This window comes from Paludibaculum fermentans (assembly GCF_051172195.1).
Taxonomy (GTDB): Bacteria; Acidobacteriota; Terriglobia; order Bryobacterales; family Bryobacteraceae; genus Paludibaculum; species Paludibaculum fermentans_A.
In genome coordinates this window covers 3618558-3635711 of sequence record NZ_JBPJAQ010000001.1, presented here as the reverse complement: position 1 = coordinate 3635711, position 17154 = coordinate 3618558, and the positions used below count along the sequence as shown (strand labels likewise).

The 17154-nt window shown below is 63.1% G+C and carries 15 protein-coding genes; 8 read left to right on the top strand and 7 right to left on the bottom strand.

Translation table 11 applies throughout. The annotated features are described in order from the left end of the window. Nucleotides 1-2: 2 nt before the first annotated feature. Both ACR9Y2_RS14800 and ACR9Y2_RS14795 read left to right on the top strand, forming a co-directional pair. Nucleotides 3-968 (top strand): AAA family ATPase, encoded by a 966-nt coding sequence (locus ACR9Y2_RS14800; RefSeq protein ID WP_435042139.1) that lies wholly within the window; start codon nt 3-5, stop codon nt 966-968. Between the two features lie 3 nt (nt 969-971). Then, nucleotides 972-2363 carry a DUF58 domain-containing protein gene (locus ACR9Y2_RS14795; RefSeq protein ID WP_435042138.1) on the top strand — a complete coding sequence of 464 codons (1392 nt, stop codon included), beginning with the start codon at nt 972-974 and terminating at the stop codon, nt 2361-2363. Here the strand turns inward: ACR9Y2_RS14795 and ACR9Y2_RS14790 are convergent. Beyond that, complete coding sequence (locus tag ACR9Y2_RS14790; RefSeq protein ID WP_435042137.1) at nt 2323-3297, bottom strand: stage II sporulation protein M; 975 nt, start codon at nt 3295-3297, stop codon at nt 2323-2325. The genes ACR9Y2_RS14795 and ACR9Y2_RS14790 overlap by 41 nt on opposite strands. Between ACR9Y2_RS14790 and ACR9Y2_RS14785 the strand changes: the two genes are divergently transcribed. Then, nucleotides 3296-4093: an RDD family protein gene (locus ACR9Y2_RS14785; RefSeq protein WP_435042136.1), complete on the top strand. Its 798-nt coding sequence runs from the start codon at nt 3296-3298 to the stop codon at nt 4091-4093. The two genes, ACR9Y2_RS14790 and ACR9Y2_RS14785, sit on opposite strands and share 2 nt — an antisense overlap. Here the strand turns inward: ACR9Y2_RS14785 and ACR9Y2_RS14780 are convergent, their stop codons facing one another. Both ACR9Y2_RS14780 and ACR9Y2_RS14775 read right to left on the bottom strand, forming a co-directional pair. Further along, nucleotides 4094-5539, bottom strand: coding sequence for a DUF1501 domain-containing protein (locus tag ACR9Y2_RS14780; protein ID WP_435042135.1), 1446 nt, complete (start codon nt 5537-5539; stop codon nt 4094-4096). Then, complete coding sequence (locus ACR9Y2_RS14775; protein ID WP_435042134.1) at nt 5517-7682, bottom strand: DUF1549 and DUF1553 domain-containing protein; 2166 nt, start codon at nt 7680-7682, stop codon at nt 5517-5519. The genes ACR9Y2_RS14780 and ACR9Y2_RS14775 overlap by 23 nt, the downstream gene beginning before the upstream one ends. A gap of 110 nt (nt 7683-7792) precedes the next feature. Between ACR9Y2_RS14775 and ACR9Y2_RS14770 the strand changes: the two genes are divergently transcribed. Further along, a complete protein-coding gene (locus tag ACR9Y2_RS14770) occupies nt 7793-8191 on the top strand; it encodes a hypothetical protein (RefSeq protein WP_435042133.1) in 399 nt (132 codons plus the stop codon). Between the two features lie 898 nt (nt 8192-9089). Here the strand turns inward: ACR9Y2_RS14770 and ACR9Y2_RS14765 are convergent. Continuing rightward, complete coding sequence (locus ACR9Y2_RS14765; RefSeq protein WP_435042132.1) at nt 9090-9371, bottom strand: hypothetical protein; 282 nt, start codon at nt 9369-9371, stop codon at nt 9090-9092. A 243-nt stretch (nt 9372-9614) separates the two neighbouring features. Here ACR9Y2_RS14765 and ACR9Y2_RS14760 point away from each other — a divergent pair, with 243 nt between their 5' ends. Continuing rightward, nucleotides 9615-9956: a cytochrome c3 family protein gene (locus ACR9Y2_RS14760; RefSeq protein ID WP_435042131.1), complete on the top strand. Its 342-nt coding sequence runs from the start codon at nt 9615-9617 to the stop codon at nt 9954-9956. A 117-nt stretch (nt 9957-10073) separates the two neighbouring features. Here the strand turns inward: ACR9Y2_RS14760 and ACR9Y2_RS14755 are convergent, their stop codons facing one another. The 3 genes from ACR9Y2_RS14755 to ACR9Y2_RS14745 all read right to left on the bottom strand — a co-directional run bounded on the left by ACR9Y2_RS14755 (nt 10074) and on the right by ACR9Y2_RS14745 (nt 13547). Next, nucleotides 10074-11990 (bottom strand): transketolase, encoded by a 1917-nt coding sequence (locus ACR9Y2_RS14755; protein WP_435042130.1) that lies wholly within the window; start codon nt 11988-11990, stop codon nt 10074-10076. Between the two features lie 164 nt (nt 11991-12154). Further along, nucleotides 12155-12439, bottom strand: a complete 285-nt coding sequence (locus tag ACR9Y2_RS14750; protein ID WP_435042129.1) for a hypothetical protein — start codon at nt 12437-12439, stop codon at nt 12155-12157. A 397-nt stretch (nt 12440-12836) separates the two neighbouring features. After that, nucleotides 12837-13547: an MSCRAMM family protein gene (locus ACR9Y2_RS14745; protein ID WP_435042128.1), complete on the bottom strand. Its 711-nt coding sequence runs from the start codon at nt 13545-13547 to the stop codon at nt 12837-12839. 294 nt (nt 13548-13841) lie between these two features. On the opposite strand from ACR9Y2_RS14745, the gene ACR9Y2_RS14740 reads away from it, so the two are divergent. The 3 genes from ACR9Y2_RS14740 to ACR9Y2_RS14730 all read left to right on the top strand — a co-directional run bounded on the left by ACR9Y2_RS14740 (nt 13842) and on the right by ACR9Y2_RS14730 (nt 17147). After that, the gene (locus ACR9Y2_RS14740; protein ID WP_435042127.1) at nt 13842-14276 is read left to right on the top strand and encodes a hypothetical protein; all 435 of its coding nucleotides are present in this window, start codon (nt 13842-13844) and stop codon (nt 14274-14276) included. A 126-nt stretch (nt 14277-14402) separates the two neighbouring features. After that, on the top strand, nt 14403-15176 hold the full coding sequence (locus ACR9Y2_RS14735; protein WP_435042126.1) for a hypothetical protein: 774 nt from the start codon (nt 14403-14405) through the stop codon (nt 15174-15176). Between the two features lie 18 nt (nt 15177-15194). After that, nucleotides 15195-17147 carry a hypothetical protein gene (locus tag ACR9Y2_RS14730; protein ID WP_435042125.1) on the top strand — a complete coding sequence of 651 codons (1953 nt, stop codon included), beginning with the start codon at nt 15195-15197 and terminating at the stop codon, nt 17145-17147. Nucleotides 17148-17154 lie beyond the last annotated feature (7 nt).

Sequence of the window (17154 nt, the reverse complement as noted above, 5' to 3'; positions counted from 1 at the left end):
CCTTGCAGCACTTTCCCAATCTCTGCGCCCACGTCCGCGGTGAACTTTCCAAGGTCCTCATCGGCCAGGCGGAAGTGGTCGACCAGTTGCTCATCGTCCTCGCCTGCGGCGGTCACGCCTTGATTGAAGGCGAGCCCGGCCTGGCGAAAACGCTTGCCGTCAAGGCCCTGGCGCGCGTCTGCGGCCTGGAGTTCCGCCGGGTGCAATGCACGCCGGACCTCATGCCGGCCGACATCACCGGCACCAATGTCTTCAACCTCGGCACCAACAGCTTCGACCTGCACCGCGGGCCCATCTTCACGGATCTGCTGCTGGTGGACGAGATCAACCGCACCCCGCCCAGAACCCAGTCGGCGCTGCTGGAAGCCATGGAGGAAGGCCAGGCCAGCATCGACGGCGTCTGCCACCTGCTGCCCCCCAGCTTCACCGTACTCGCAACGCAGAATCCCATCGAGTTCGAAGGCACCTATCCGCTACCCGAGGCCCAACTCGACCGCTTCCTGCTCAAGATCCGCATCCAGTACCCGTCCGAGGCGCAGGAAGTGGAGATCCTCTCGCGCTACGACCAGGGCTTCGATCCCCGGCGCCTCCAGTCCATGCCCCTCGAAACCCTGCCCGCCGGGCTGCTCGCCGCGGCTCGCGCCGAAGTGGCGCAGGTGACGGTCGAACCGACGCTCTGCTCCTATGCCGTTTCCATCGTCCGCCGCACGCGCGACTGGCCCGCCATCGCTTTGGGTGCGAGTCCCCGCGCCGCCGTCGGACTCTTCTTCGTCGCCCGCGCCCTGGCCGCCATGGACGGACGCGGCTTCATGCTGCCTGACGACATCAAGACCGCGGCCCTGCCCGTGTTACGACACCGGCTCATGCTGAAACCCGACGCCACCCTCGACGGGCTCACCCCGGACCTCGTGATTCAACAGGTGCTGTCCTCCGTCGACATCCCCCAGGTTTATAAGTCAGGGCAATAGGAGATGACCGGCTCCCTTGCACCGCCGCCCATTCAGGCTCCAGCGGAGCCGCGGCGGCGCCTGCCCTTCGGCTTCGGATCGCGCTTCTTCCTGGCCCTCCTGCCTGGCCTGCTGTGGCTGATTCCCGCCTGGCGCTGGCCCGGGGCCGTCGCCGGTCTCTGGCTCTGGGACGCCCTCATCGTGGCCGCATGGCTGGCTGACCTCCTGCGCCTGCCCGCACCCGGCCAGCTCCGGCTGACGCGCAGTTGGGATGGTCCGCTGTTCCTAGCCCATGGCGCACAGGTCACCCTCACTCTGCAGAACACCAGCCGCCACGCCGTCCGCGCCAGGCTGGTGGATGTGGTGCCGCCCGGTCTGGCCGATGATGTCGCACGCCTTGAACTCGAAGCAGCGCCCGGGGCCAGCGCTTCCGCCCAATACGGAGTCGTCTGCCGCGTTCGCGGCGACCTGCCCGCCGGTGACGTCTACCTGCGCTACCAGTCGCCCCTCGGCCTGGCGGAGCGTTGGGCCGCCGCCCCGCTGGCCCAGGCCGTGCGCGTGCTGCCGGACCTCCCGCGGGCGCGCTCCGAAGCCCTGATCGTCATCCGGCATAAGCAGGTGGAAGTCGAACAACGCCGCCGCCAGTTGCGCGGCCTTGGCCGTGAGTTCGAAACCCTGCGGGAATACCGCCAGGGTGACGATGTGCGCGACATCTGCTGGACGGCCACGGCCCGCCGGCACCATCTGGTGACACGCACGTATACGGCGGAACGCAGCCAGACCGTCTGGCTGGTCGTCGATGCGGGGCGCTTGTCCAGAACCCTGGTGGAACAGCCGGGCACCACCCTGCGGCTCACCAAGCTCGACCACGCCGGCAATGCCGCCCTCACCCTGGCCGTGCTCGCCAGCCAGTGCGGAGACAAGGTGGGCCTTCTCGCTTATGGCCGCACGGTGCAGAAATGCATCGCCCCCAATCGCGGTCCGGGCCACCTGCGAACCCTGGTCGAGGCCATCGCCGGTGTCCGGGCCGAGGCGCTGGAGGCCCAACACGGCCGCGCCGCCCGCACCCTGCTGAAAGCCCAGAGCCGGCGCTCGCTGGTCGTCTGGATCACCGACTTCGCCGAAACACCGGGCACCCCGGATGTGATCGAACACGCCGTGCAGCTCAGCCAGCGGCATCTCGTGGTGTTCGCCGCGCTCAGCCAGCCTGACCTCGGCATGCTCGCCGCGCAGACGCCCAAGACCGTGGAGGAGATGTACCGCCACACCGCAGCCCTCGAAATCGTCCAGCGGCGCGAAATCATGCTGCGCTCGCTGCGCCAGCAGGGCATCCTGGCGCTCGACCTCTATCCCGGGAATCTGTCGACATCACTCCTCAACGAGTATTTGAGGGTGAAGGACCGGAGCCTCTTGTAGACCAGTGCCCGAACAGGTAAACCAGCAGGCATGAAAACAGCACCCCAGCCAGCAGGAACTTCATCTCCACCGGGGTGTTGGTCGCCGAAAAGAAGCCCTCAATCGAGCCCGCCACCAGCAGCATCGGCACCGCGCCCAGCATCAGCCGGATCGCCCGTCCGCCCGCCTGCGACAGCGAAGTGCGCCGCGGCAGCAGGCCCGGAAACAGCAGGCCGCGCGTAATCTCCAGGCCCGCTCCCCCGGCAATGAAGATGGCCGGCAGCTCCAGCACGCCGTGCGGTGCGACAAAGCTCCACAGGGGCAGGGCCATGCCGGCCGCCTGCGTTGCGGCGCCGACCACACCCAACAGCAGGCCGTTGAAGATCATCAGGTACAACGGACCCAGGACGGTGATCCCGCCCGCGCAGGCGGCGAAGGCCACGCTCAGGTTGTTGGTCGTTATCTGCGACGCCGCCACGGGCTTCATCGCCACCACGGAATGGGTCCACATCTCGTGGCGCTCGATGCTGACCATCATCTGCGGACCGAGAACCCTGTGGGCAAAGGAAGGATCGTAAGCGGTCACTACCCAGCCCACCATCGCGGCCAGAAGAAAGATGCCGGTGGCCAGGGCGGTCATCGGCAGCGTCTCGCGGAAGATGGAGGGGTAAGTCCGGGAGAAGAAGTCGACCATCCCCGAAAGCCTGGGCCTCTGCCCCATGTACAGCAGATTGTGCCCCCGGCCCAGCAGATGGTTGAGATAATTGGAGAGTTGCGCGCTGGAGGAGTCTTCGCTGACGGTCGACAGGTCCGCCGCGGTTTGACGGTAAAGCAGCCCGAATTCCCGCAATTCGGCATGATTGAGTTTCGTGAGTCCGCCCGACGCCACTTCGACCAGTTGTTCCAGACGTTTCCAGTGAGGTTGCCGTTTTCTGATCCAGGCAGTAGAAACCATGTCGCCCACCCCATCCAACCCAATGCCGCCGGCCCCTTCGCTCTTCGACGTCCACTCCATCGAGACGCCGGAACAGACGCGGCTTCATTTCCAACTGGCCGGCATTGGCAGCCGCTTTCTGGCCATGGCCATCGACACCACAATTCAAATCGCGGCGTTCCTAGCCGGGCTTCTCATTCTAGCGATCACAGGAGGTGGACTGTTTGCCGTGCTCGGTTTCCTGCCGCGGCAGTGGTGGACCGCGCTGGTGATCGCCTTCAATTTCGTCCTTTACTACGGCTACTTCACCATCTTTGAAATTGCCTGGCGCGGCCAGACACCCGGCAAGCGCATCATCGGGATCCGCGTGATCAAGGAGAGCGGCCGGCCGCTCGCACCCTCTGAAACCATTGGGCGGAACCTGTTGCGGATCGTCGATCAACTGCCGGGCATCTATGCCGTGGGCATCCTCACCGCGCTGTTCAACTCGCAAAGCAAACGGCTGGGCGACTTCGTGGCCGGGTCCATTGTGATCAGGGAGCAGAAACAGGAAGCGATGTGGCAGGGCCTGGACGAATCGGCTCCGGAGAACGGAGCACTGTTGGGACACCGCCTGTCACCGGCCCATGCGGCCCTCATCGAGGCTTTCGTAGCGCGGCGCTCCGAACTGCCCGATGGCCTGCGCGGCCAGATGGCGCACCAGATTCTGTCGAAGATCCAGGCAGCCAGGGAACTGCCGCCCGGCGTGACAGGCTCCGCGGAAGCGGTGCTGGACGAGTTGCTGCGAGCCCATCGTGCGTCCGGCAGCTACGCCTGATCAGGCCACCACGCGCTGGATCACGTTGCCGCCGAAGTCGGTCAGTTTCTCCTGCCGCCCGTTGTGCAGATACCAGAGCTGATTCTGATCGAGACCCAGCAGGTGCAGGATCGTGGCGTGGAAGTCGCGCATCGAGTACGGGTCGTCCTGCGCCCGTAGGCCGAATTCATCGGTCGAACCAATCGTACGCCCGGCCTTCACCCCGCCGCCCGCAAACCACATCGTGAAGCCGTGCGGATTGTGGTCGCGGCCGTTGCCGGACTGCGACATGGGCAGGCGGCCGAATTCACTGCCCCAGATGACCAGCGTCGAGTCGAGCAACCCGCGCTGCTTCAGGTCGGTCAGCAGCGCGGCAATCGGCTGGTCGGTCATGCCGCACATCTTCTCGTGGTTCTCGACCAGATCCTTATGCGCGTCCCATTGCGTGGAAACAGGGCCGCCGCCGGAGTAGAGCTGGACGAAACGGACACCCCGTTCCACCATCCGCCGGGCCAGCAGGCAGCGCGAGCCGAAGTCCGCGGTGCGCTTCTGGTCCAACCCGTAGAGCTTGCGGACATGCTCCGGCTCCTTCGAGACATCGACAGCCTCCGGCGCATAGCGCTGCATCCGGAACGCGAGTTCATACGAAGCGATGCGGGCGCCCATCTCGGAGTCGGTGGCATCTGTATCGAGATCGTTCATCTTCTGCAGCAGGTCGAGCGTGGCGCGCTGGCGTTGCTGGGTGACCCCGGGCGGCGGCTGCAGATTCAGGATCGGCGTCGCACCCGGACGCAGAACGGTCCCCTGGTGGACGGCGGGCAGGAAGCCGGCGCCCCAGCACGGAGTGCCGCCTTCCGGAGTGCCCTCGGGCTGCGGCAGCACAACGTAAGCGGGCAGGTTGTCGGACTCCGTGCCCAACCCATAGGTGACCCACGCGCCCAGCGACGGATAGCCCATCAGGATGCGCCCGGAGTGCACATGGTACATGGCCGGCGCATGCACGACGCTGTCCGTGTGGAAGCTGCGCACGAAGCACAGGTCGTCGACGCAGCGGGCGAGATTCGGCATCAGGCTGGACACCCAGGCGCCGGATTGGCCGTGCTGCTGGAAGGCCCAGGGCGACGAGAGCAGAGGCGTGCTGCCGTCCGTAAACTGGCTCTGGATCTTGCCATAACTCTCGGGCAGCTTTTGGCCCTCATACTTCTTCAAGCCCGGCTTGGGATCAAAGGTATCGATCTGGCTGGGCGCGCCCACCATGAACAGGAAGATGACGGACTTGGCTTTGGCGGGAAAGTGCGGCGGCTTCGCGGCCAGCGGGTTGATGCGCGGAGCGGCCTGCCCTTCCCGGGCCAGCAGGCTCTGCAACGCGATGGCGCCGAAGCCGTGGGCGGCATCCAGCAGCACGTTGCGGCGCGTGCGCGCGAGGGGGATATGACCTTGCGGATCAGGGGATGTAGATGAACTCATTGCGGTTCAACAGCGCCAGGCAGAATTCCTGGAGCGTGCCTCCCTTGGTGAAAAAGTCCCGGGCCATGGTGATCTCAGCGGGCTTGGGCGGACGGGCGAGCGCGAGCTGATAGGCGCGCTGGATTCGAACAGGAACCGCAGTGCCGGCCTGCTCGACACGCTTGGCGAAAGCGGCGGACTGCTCGGCCATGAAGTCGCTGTTGATCAGCGAGAGCGCCTGCAGCGCGTGGGTGGAGACGGGCCGGTAAGCGCAGGAGGTCATCGCGTCGGGCTGGTCGAAGTTGGCCAGAATCGGCAGCCGCACGGTCCGCTTGTTCAGCAGGTAGAGCGACCGGCGATAGATCTGGGCACGATCCTTGGGCAGGGGCCAGAGGTTGTCGTTCTCATACTCGGTGAAGATGGAGTCGTAGACTTCCTTCTCGATGGGCACGCGGATGGGCGGTCCGCCCACTTCCAGCTTGAGCATGCCGCTGACGGACAGGACGGAGTCGCGAATCGCCTCGCCTTCCAGGCGGCGCCGGTTCATGCGCCAGTAGAGCTTGTTCTCCGGATCGACAGCCTCGTGGGCGGCGTCGCGAGCGGATGCCTGGCGATAGGCGCTGGAGGTCAGGATGAGGCGGTCGATCGCCTTGATATTCCAGCCGTTGGACACGAACTCCGCAGCCAGCCAGTCGAGGAGCTTCGGGTGGGTGGGCCGTTCTCCCATCACACCGAAATCGTTGGGCGTCCCGACGATGCCGCGGCCCATGCGGAACTGCCAGATGCGATTGACCATCACGCGCGCAGTGAGCGGGTGGTCCGGCTGGGCCAGCCATTCAGCCAACACAGTGCGCCGGCCGGCGGCTTCCTGCGGAACCGGTTTGGCTGAACTGGCAGTCAGCACCAGCGGCAGGCCCGGCGGCACGGTGCCCAGCTTCATGCGATGGTCGCCGACCTTGAGGACATTGGTGTCTTCAGGCTTCTCGCGGTTCACCACGGCGTAGGCGGCGGCGGGCGGCGCGGGTTCCTCCAGCTCAATGGCGTGCAACTGCCGGCGCAGGCCGGAGCGGCGTTCCAATTCCAGCTTGGGGACCCGGGCCAGAACCTCGTCCCAGGACGGCGTGATCTGGTCCTTGGCGTTCTTCTGCTTCTCCCGATCGGCCTCGGAGAGCTTGTCCTTGGGGACATCGAGCAGAGCCTGAACCGCCGGGTCGAGCCTGGCGCGGCGCTCGGCGATAATGGTTTCCTTATAGGGCTTCTCGATGGCCGTGATCTCGTCCTGAATGGGCTTCAGCCGGGCTTCGTAGGCCTTGCGAGCCACATCATAGCGGGCCTTTTCTTCGGCGCTGGCGAGCGGAACCTCTTTGCCCTCGGTGCCCCCAAACACGGCCTGCAGCCGGTAATAGTCGGTCTGCAGGATGGGGTCGAACTTGTGGTTGTGGCAGCGCGCACAGTTCATGGTCAACCCCAGGAAGACGTTGCTGACCCCGGCGGTCATCTCCACCAGCACTTCCTGCCGGTTGAGCTCGACGTCCTGGTTGCCGCCGGTGAGGTGCTCCGGGCCGGCTCGGTTAAATCCGACGGCAATGACCGGATCGGGCTGGCCGGGCCAGAGCTCATCGCCCGCGATCTGCTCTTTCAGGAAGTCATCGTACGGCTTGCCGGCGTTGAAGCTGCGGACCACGTAATCGCGGTAGCGCCAGGCGTGGGTCCGCTCGAGGTCGTGTTCGAAGCCGTTGGTGTCGGCGTAGCGGGCGACGTCGAGCCAGCGCTGGGCCCAGCGTTCACCATATTGGGTGGACGCCATCAGCCGGTCGACCAGCCGCTCGTAGGCATCGGCACGCCTGTCATTCAGGAAGGCGGCGGCTTCCTCGGGTTTGGGCGGCAGGCCAGTGACGTCCAGGGTGACCCGGCGCAGCAGGCGGAGCCTGGTTTCTTCGGCCGAGGGCTTGAGGGACTTGGCCTGAAGCGCCTCCAGCAGGAAGGCGTCGACAGGCGTTTTCACCCATGGATTGTTGAGTTTAGGCGGTTCCGGACGGACAACTTTCTGGAACGACCACCAGTTGCGGCGGGCAAGGATGCGCGCGCGGTCCTTGTCGGTGTCGCCGTGGTATTCGGCGGCGGCGAGGAGTCCAGCGACGGCCAGGAAGGCCCATAGTTTCATTGCATCGCCCCAGCGAACTCGTGCGCAGGAATGCGCCATCCAGATGAGGGCAATTATACAACGGGCAGCCGATGGGCCTAATGGAGTGAGGCTTCGCTATCCTGGAGGGAATGAGTTATCTGGACAATCTGGAGAACAATCTTAAGGCGCTGGAATCGCGCGAGGAGCGGGACCCGGACAAAATCAAGCGGGAACTGGACGCCAAAGCTGCGGAACGGGCAGCAGCGCTGCAGGCCGCACCGCATGCGGAAGCGCTGAAGACGAGCCCCTATACGCAGAAGTTCCTGTCGGCCTGCCGGACGATCGGGCACGGGCAGCGGACGTTTGTGGACTTCCGTTGGTCGGGGACGACGCTGGTTTTGGAGGCGAAGGGCCGGCGCCTGGAGTTGCGTCCGGAGGCGGAGGGGATCCAGGCGGTGTGGGTAGAGGGTGGCGCAGAGATCCGGACGGAGCTTGTTGACCTAAGTACCGATCCTCAAGATCTGGCGCAGAAGTGGCTGGTAGTTTAAGGACCAACCTTAGCTAGACGCTAAGGATCCGGCCGAGTGGCTTTGTTCGGCCACAGAGTCCCATCCGAGCCCGTTCCCCCTTTTAGTCGGAAGGGATCCACTCCCGGGCCAGGCGGCGCTGGGGTGGCTTTGCTCCACCACGAGACGACTCGAAGCAGTGGCCGCCCCTTCCGTGCGCCGATCTCACCTACCTCCGAACCAGACCTCCTGATGGGTTTGGTCGGCCACGAATTCGGGCCAGTCGACGCCTTCCCTGTTTGTTCGACGACCGTGCCTCCAGGCCGGAAGCGCACACCGATCATCGCGGTTTCACCCAAATTGGCGGTCCAGGACCTCCCCGCTGTTCGGCGAATTCCCTGTTGTTACCCGCGGTGGCTTTGTTCCCTCAAAAACGTGGTGACTGACAATATCCATTGATGAGTGAGCCGGCAGCCGTTGCCCACCAGCGGGCCGCCGCCCAATTGCGAACTCTCCTCCGTGGGAGACAATATGCAAGTTCAAACGGTTTGGATTTCAAAGAGCCGGCGCGGACCGGGCCGCTTTCGCACCATCGGGAACCATGGCCGAAACCGCACACGTCCACGAAGTGCCGAGCATTGCACAGACCGTATAGCATTTCCGGACACACTACCCGCATGCTATTGGTTTACAAGCTGCAAATTTATCTTGATGCGGGGGGACCGCCCTGCCCGGACCCAACATAATCTGCCGCTGCAGGGCTATCACCGAAGGCGCTTGTTACGGCGGTTAGCAGCCGCCAAGCGGCTCATGGGCGAGGATCCACATGCAATCGTTCGAGCTTTGATGTCCGTCGGGTTGATGGCTTGTAATCTATCAGAGTGCCGATTTAGATTCTTTCATCTTAACCATCAAGCGACGCTGCATGAAGGAACATACATCATTCGCTTGAACAGTCTAGGACCTCAACAACCCAATCACCAGGCAAAGTATCAAACTCAAACGCGGCCTGCGCCTGGGCCGCCTCGATCGAATCGTGGAACGTATCGGTAATCTCATTGCCCTGCTCATCGAAGTAGAGCAGGTAGAATCCAGGGCCCTCATCAAATGAGCCGATCGCCAGGCGGGAGGGGTGGGGTGCGAGTTCGCCGCCCACATGGTGTGTGGTTTTTACGGTGCTCCGATGTTCGGGACGAAGTTCGAGCCGGAGCCAAATACGCATACTGTTCACGGTGTGAAGTTGCCCTCTGGTGTTCATTTTGACACCGATGGGTCCCGGCTCTTTATGTTCTTATTCGAAACAGGCAGGTACTGCAGGGATGCGCGGTCAGGCAACTCACAAACAAACAAGAGTTCCAGGCGGTACACCGTAGGGCCCAACGTTTTCACGACTACGTAAAAGCATGAGAGGTTTCAAGCAGGAGAGCAGGCTGCACTCACCAACTTTTTGTATTAGGGTATTCACATGCGACAATCTCTTTACGGCTTGCTCTTCTTCTCGTTATTAGGAGCGGGCCTTCTGTTGGGGGAGGATAAGAAGCCCCCGTCAAAACTGGTGCTTCATACGGGATCAGGGGATGTGAGCTACGACCATGCGAGTCACGCCAAGCGAGAGATGAACGTTTGTGTTGTCTGTCATCCCAGACTTTTCACGAGAGATAGGAAGGCCCCTATCGAGTACTCTTCACCGCACAAAAAGCGTGAGGACATGAAGATGTCCTGCGGTTCCTGCCACCGCGCCGAGGGAGTCGCGTTTGAAAGCAAGGGCAATTGCACGAATGGCAAATGCCACGCAAGCGGCGGTTAGAGGAAGAGTCATCTCAGCGATTGAAACTCCCGGATCGGGGCAGCCGAAGGTGTCTACAGCGCCGCCGGTGCGATCTGGAGCCGGTTTTCAGACACGGCGGCGGGGTGCATAGGGTCTTCATTGAGCACCCGCGGGCGCAGACCCGTTAAGTACCGACTTGACCATGTCCTTGATATGACCGGCCGAGATCCCCGATTCAGCCAGCAGTTCGCTGCTGCTGCCGCTGCGGGAGATCTCGCTGACCGCCATCTTGTAAACCCGCATGCACTCGATCGACAGCGCGCCGAGCACAGCGTCGCCCAGACCGCCATGGCGATAGTGATCCTCCACTGTAATGACGACACCGCCCGCCGCCTGGGCGGAAGATTTGAGTTCCGCCGCGTCGATGGGCTGGATGCTGAAGAGATCGATGACGCGGACCGGAATCCCCTCGTTCTGCAGTTGCTCGTAAGCGGATAGAGCTTCGAATACGGTGACACCAGCAGCCACGATCAGCGCTCGATCCTGATCACTCTTCCGGAGGACTTTGCAGCGTCCGATGGAAAAAGTCTCGTGAGCATCGTAGAGCACGGGCGCGGCCGGGCGGCCCAACCGCAGGTAGCAGGGCCCCTTGTGCGCCGCGATGAGAGCCGTTGCCCGCCAGGCGCTGGTCGCGTCGGCCGGGTAGAGTACGGTGAAGCCCGGCTCGGCGCACATCATGGCCAGATCCTCCAGACCCATCTGAGAAGGTCCATCCTCGCCAATGGAGACGCCGGCGTGGGTACCCACGACTTTGATGTTCAGCCCGCTGATGGCAGCCATGCGAATGAAGTCGTAGGCGCGCGTCAGAAAACAGGCAAAGGTGGCGACGAACGGGATCTTGCGGCGGGCAGCCAGCCCCAAGGCGATCCCGACCATGTTCTGCTCGGCGATATAGCCTTGCAGGAACCGGCGAGGCGCGTGCTTCTCAAACTCCTCGGTGTAAGTGGAGTTCTTCACATCTCCATCCACCACGACGATCGCCTTGTTGCGGGCGCCGATGGCGGCCAGGGCGCTGCCGAAACCCTGGCGGGTGGAGACGGAGTCGAACCGCGGGTCGTAGGGTGGAATGGATTCGTCGGAACGGAGAGAGGGCGGCGATGCTGGTTCGGCCGCATGCGCTTCGATGCGGATGCTCGGCTCCCATTCCATGAGGGAGTCGCCCATCTGTTTGGTGAGTTCGGCGATGATCTTTTCCGCCCTCGCGGCGTCCAGCGCACGCCCATGCCAATGTTCGTCGCCTTCGATACCAGGCAGGCCCTTGCCCTTGATGGTGCGTGCCAGGATGACGGTGGGACGGCCGCGCGTCTTGAGTGCGGTCCTGTAGGCCGCCAGCAACTGGTTGGGGCTGTGCCCATCCACCAGTTCGACATGCCAGCCAAATGCGGACCAGCGCGCGGCGTGAGCTTCCATATTGTGGCGGAGCATGGTGGGCTGGCTCTGGCCCAGGCAGTTCACATCGACGGTGACGCACAGATTGTCGAGTTGATGATGGGCCGACCACGCGGCCGCTTCCCAAACCGAACCTTCGGCCGACTCCCCATCGCCCATCAGGACGTAGACGCGCTGCCCTGTCTGCTCCAGGTGTTTGGCATTCAGGGCGACACCAGCCGCAGCCGGCAGGCCCTGGCCGAGTGAACCGGTGGCGACGGGCACGAAGGGCAGGCGGGGCGTGGGATGCCCCTCGAGTTCCGAACCGAATTTTCGCAGGGTCCAAAGCCGCTCGCGGGGAAACGCGCCAGCTTCGGCCCAGGCAGCATAGAGCAGTGGCGCGGCATGTCCTTTGGAGAGGATGAAGACATCGTTCTGGTCGGCCTGCGGATTCTTGGGGTCGAAACGCATGACGGCAAAGAAGAGGGTGGAGACGATTTCGGCGGCCGACGCGCAACTGGTGGGATGGCCGCTGCCGGCGGCAGTGGTGGCGCGAACGGAGTCGATCCGCAGGACGGCGGCCTTTCGGGCAAGCATCTGGATCTGCTCAGAAGCAGTTTCTGCGGCAACCTTTGGAATGGACATTGTGCTGAGGTGCGATGCAAGTGGGTTGCCACTGGCAGGGCAGCCTGGCGCTCCCGGACGGCCCCGGGGCGGTTTCGCCCCTTGTTTCCTCCAGCATTCTGGCGCTGATCGCCTCCGCCGACCGGGAGCAGACGGTCAGCAGGATCACCAGCGAGGTCTGCCGGTCATGGGGACAACGCTCCTGAAAGCGCTGAAAATCGCCAAGCCAAGTCCAGACACGGCCAGTCCCTCCGCGAATTGTGCAGCGCCGGAACAAGGCCCCAGAACGTGGCGTATCGAGATGCAGCGGCCGTGGTGGCGCCCCCCATGGTGCAGTCGCGACGGACGATTGCGCCGCCGACGAACTCCATATCCGTCAACAGGCCCACCGGAAGCCGCAAGGGATCGACAGTGAAAAAGACGAAGGGCCACATGCCGCTGGTGGTGAGCAGCAGAATGAGATCCAGCACGGCCGGCGTGCAGGTGGCAAAGAAAATGCAACGGCGGGAAACGGACCCCTCCCGCGCGGGATCGCCTCCCGCGTGCAGGCAGAGGGTTTCGCGGGCAGGGGCAGTAGAAGGGTGAGGAAGTCCTGGCAGTACCTGATTCGTCACGGTACTAATTGCGGCCGGGCATTGTGTGCGGCCACCAAACCAACCCCTGGCGGGTTATCGGAACTCTTTGCAGGTAGCCCGGAAAGTTTTACCAATGCGCTGTTACGGGATCTGATGACTAAACACTCGCATTTACTCACAATTCGAATGCGTCTATTGGAACTGCCGGTGGGCCGCCGCCGCTTTTCTGAGCGAGACAGCGGTTCGTCGCCAGCGGGACCCGCGGCACACACCAGTCAGTTCACGGCAGTTTTCAATCGCAGCAAATAGTGACGGAGCCGGGCTGAGGCAACCGCCGCCCATCCGGACCACATGTTCCATGTGCACACTGGATGAGGGAAAAGGCCATGAGCGTCTGGTCCAAACCTTCCCGGGCGTGGAAACCCACCTTCTCCTCCAGTGAGAAGCCTGGCTTTGTAGCTTTGATGGAGTAGCGGCCGGGCTCGAGAGTGGAGAAGGAAAACTTCCCATTCTTATCGGTCAAGGCTTGGCCGCAGGCCCGGCCGCCGGTGCAGAACAGCGTCACTTCCGCTCCTTGGAGCGGCTTCCGGTTCTCGGATTCGACACTGCCAGACAGGGCGGCTCCGCGGACGCCGGCAGGCAGAAACTGTATGTCGACGCTCCAGGCCGACCCGGGTCCGCATGCTGTTAAAGGCATTTCCGGGATGGGGACCACGATGGCGCCCAATGAAATGGCCCCTCCGGCGGGCACATCGATGCCGGCGATGGATTTCCAGCCAAACCCGGGGAATGAAGCGTCGAGTTGATAGCGCCCCGCGGGCACATCGCGAAACTCGAAGGCACCATCTTCGCTGGTTCGCTGCCGGTACCGGCGGGCATAATCCGGCTCGGAGCGAAGGACAACCGCGTCGCCCGTCACGGGGGCACCACTGGAGTCTGTGAATTTGCCCGTGAGGCTGCCTCCGCCGGCCTGCGGCGCGAGCACGGCCGGAAGCAATATCACCAATATTCGGAATAACCCCGTTCTCTTTTCCACTGTGACCGCCTCTGCCCCGAATATATCAGGAACCCCCGCCGCAACGGGCTGAGCGCGGTCGCCACACGGCGCGGATCGAACCAGGGTTTCGCAAAATACTGCAAGATTTCCGGCGCGGTGTTCATTTCCTTTCACACGTAGCCGGATCTCAAACCGCGGCTGCGCAGAAGCGGCGCCGGCGGCCTGGTGATGCGGAACTGAACTGCGCCGGCGTGCACATGACAGGAACGGTAAGAACCGTGAAAGAGAGGAACCATCCAAATGACCTCAGAGAATAAGCAGACGCCCGTATACGACATCGCGATCTGCATCGCGTGCCTGTTCTACATCTTTCTCGTCGCGGTGCTGCCCTTTGGCGATATCAGCACCGGAGCGCGTTGTGGAATCGGGGTCATCTCGGCCATGGCCGGAGGAATGATCTACCTTGGCGCCTATAAGATCATCGAGTTCGCCATGAAGGCGATTGTGGAGTTCTCCGCGGTGCTACTGCTGCTGTTCAATGCCTGTGCCGGAATCATCCTTGCCCTCTTCATGCAGAGGTTGATGGAGGGCGTGCAGAGCGCAGGTATTGCCAAGGGGGAATCCGTCGGCTTCGCGGTCATCGCCGTCGCAGCCATCGTCCTGTTCGTGGTGGACCTGGGCGCCTTCTACGTACTCTATCCGTTGTCGCAAATCGTCGGGACCCGGATCGATTGAAGCAGCGTCACTGGCGGCAACGGAATTTTCCGCAAGAAATCCCCCGCCGCGGTCATTTCACAGGCGAGGGTCAAAGCAGCAGGAAAGGCCACTGGGACGGCCTCTTGCAGCACACAGGGAGGCAATTTGCGCACTTACATTTCGCTACTCGCGGTGTTAGTCACCGTGGCGACAGCCGAAGGCCAGTTCAAGGACATCCTGAAGAAGGCCAAAAAACAGGTCGAAGACTCACTGCAACCACCGAAGACCGCCAGCGCCAAGCAGGGCGCTTCGCCCTCTCCCCACACCGTGGCACAGTCAACCGGGAAACCGCAGCAACCGGCGGAATTGTGGCCCAACATCGCCGTGGACGAGGAGGTAGTGAACAAACAGAAAGAGGTGCTACGGCAGGACTGTCTCGCCAGGAAAAACAGCGGCTCCACGGCGCTGGACTGCGACTGCATCATCAAACAGTTTCCCGACTTCCGGCTGAAGGAGTTGAGCCGGCACATCCGTGACGCTGAAATTGACCAGAAGTATGGCTGCGAGCGGGATCCAGAGAATTGCGGCGTCTACCGCGCTCAATTCGAGTGGATTACGAGCCGTGAAGCGCAGATCAACTTCCCGACAGCCGCGGATAGGCCCAAACCATCGCCCGGCCCACGCAAATTTCAACCGCCGTCGAAATTCGATCGGCACGTACTCACCCTTGTCTACCTCGCCCTCGCAAAAACGTGCACCGATGGCACCGCCCTCGGCGCGCAGGCCGAAAAGAACTGCCAGGAGTACGCCGCTTCCGGCATGCTGAACAGCCTGCTAAAACCCGGCCAGAGCACGAAGGCCTACTGCGCCTGCGTCAAAGAATCCGTTGGGGCGGGCTCCGGCGAATCTGAAGCCTTGACCAAGTGCCGGCAAAAGTAGCGCATGCAAGGAGAGAACATGAAGAACTGGATCACGCTGGCCATCCTCTGCGGCGCACCCGCCTATGCGCAGCCCGCCCCGGTTGTCGAAAAACGCAGCCTGGGCCTGGTGACGCAGGCCTCGCTCAATGTCATGAAGGCTCATCGCCGCCCCCCCGATGCCGCGGTGAGCGACGACGGCCGCCGGTTGGCGCGGGTTCGCATGGCCGGCAGCCGGCCAATGGTGGAACTGGACGGAGTTCCCAGCCAGCCATGGGACGAAGTGGGCACGTTCGGCGACGAGCAGAACCCGGGGCAGACCGCAACTCGCCTCATTTTTGACCCCAAAGGCGAGAAGCTCGCCTATACCGCCAGGGAAGGCACAAGGACGGTGCTGGTTGTCGACAACAAGCCGGTGGACATCGACCCTTACTCCTTGAAGAACGCCGGCATTTTCCGCTTCTCTCCGGACGGCAGCCTGTACGTCATGATCGTTGCCAATCGCACCAAAGCCACGTCATGGGCCATCGTCAATGGGGTACGGCAAGGCCCCTACGCCAAGGTGGATAGCGTCACCTTCAGCGGAGATGGCAAACACGCCGGCTATCTCGCTCAGAAGGGACAGAGTGGAGAACGGAACTCCGGCATCGTCGCCGTGGTTGACGGAGTGGAGTCTCCAGTCTTCGCCACCGTGCGCGACCTGCAATCCAGCTTCGACGGGCGGCATTGGGTCTACACGGCGCGCGTGCCGCACACAGGAGCCTTCGGTGAGGGCCACAGAGTTTATGTGGACGGCAAGCCGCTGCCCGGCCGTTACCAGTCTGTGGCCGATCTCCAGATCAGCGCGGATGGGAAGCATGTCGGCTTCATCGGAACACCTACCGAGGATGGCGCGAATGCAAGCGGAGACCCGCGCACCGTGATCGACGGCGTAAACGGCAAGCCGTATATGTATGTGGCGCAGCTCAGGCTGAGTCCAAATGGCCTGCGCCACGCCTACTACGCCTACCGCAAGGCGGGCCCGGCCGGAGAACGGCTCTTTTTTGTCGTGGATGGGAAGGAAACCCGCGATTACGAAAACCATCCCGGGGTTCAAATCACCTTCAGCCCCGATTCCAGCAGCATCGGGCTGGACATTGGCGGCAGATTCCTCCTCGTGAACGGCGAGGAGTATCCGGCGGCGGGATTGTCCCGGGGCAGTTCCCTGCAGTCAGGCCCGCGCGGCCCGACCCTGGCGTTCCGCACGAGAGGCGACGACAACATAGAGCGCGTCTTCGTGAATGGGAAAAAGGGCCCGGACCTGATCAGCGCCAACCTCGATAACCTGGCCTTCAACGACGAAGGAACCCGTGCCGCCTACACGGGGATCGACCTCCACAACAAACTCGTCCTGGTCGCAGGCGAGCAGGTTTACCCCCTTCCAGGCATGGAACAGACGGGCTTCTTCTTCCCGGATAGCCCGGCCCGTCGAATCGTGTGGAGTGCCGACGGTACGCACGTTGCCGTGAACGCCAGGAGAGTTGTCGTCGATGGCAAAGTGGGCCCGGAGTGCGGATCTGCCGCCATGCCTCTCTTCAGCCCGGACGCGAAGCACTTCGCGTTCTCCTGTCCGGAGTATGATCCACCGACACATCAAACCAAGTTCGGAATCTATCTGGACGGGCAGCGGGCCCTCGCTGTGGACGCCTACTTCAGCCGCCAGCCAGGCACCTGGCGCTTCGCCGTGGACGGAACGCTGGAAGTTCTTGCAATGTCGGGCCTGGACGTGACTGCGTTTCGCATCACTCCCCCGGCGAGCGGCATGTCGGGCTTCTCAGCCCAGGCGGGGCCGGCCACAGTCTCGGGAACCGCATTGCCCGGCGCTGACCCAGCCGCAGCAAACCAACCCAACGCAGGCGGCGCCACCCCCGCCAACCCCGTGGGTACGGCAGTCGAGAACGCTGCCCAAAAGCTGAAAGCCAAATTCCCGAAAATATTCGGAGGTAAACAATAGCGGTGGG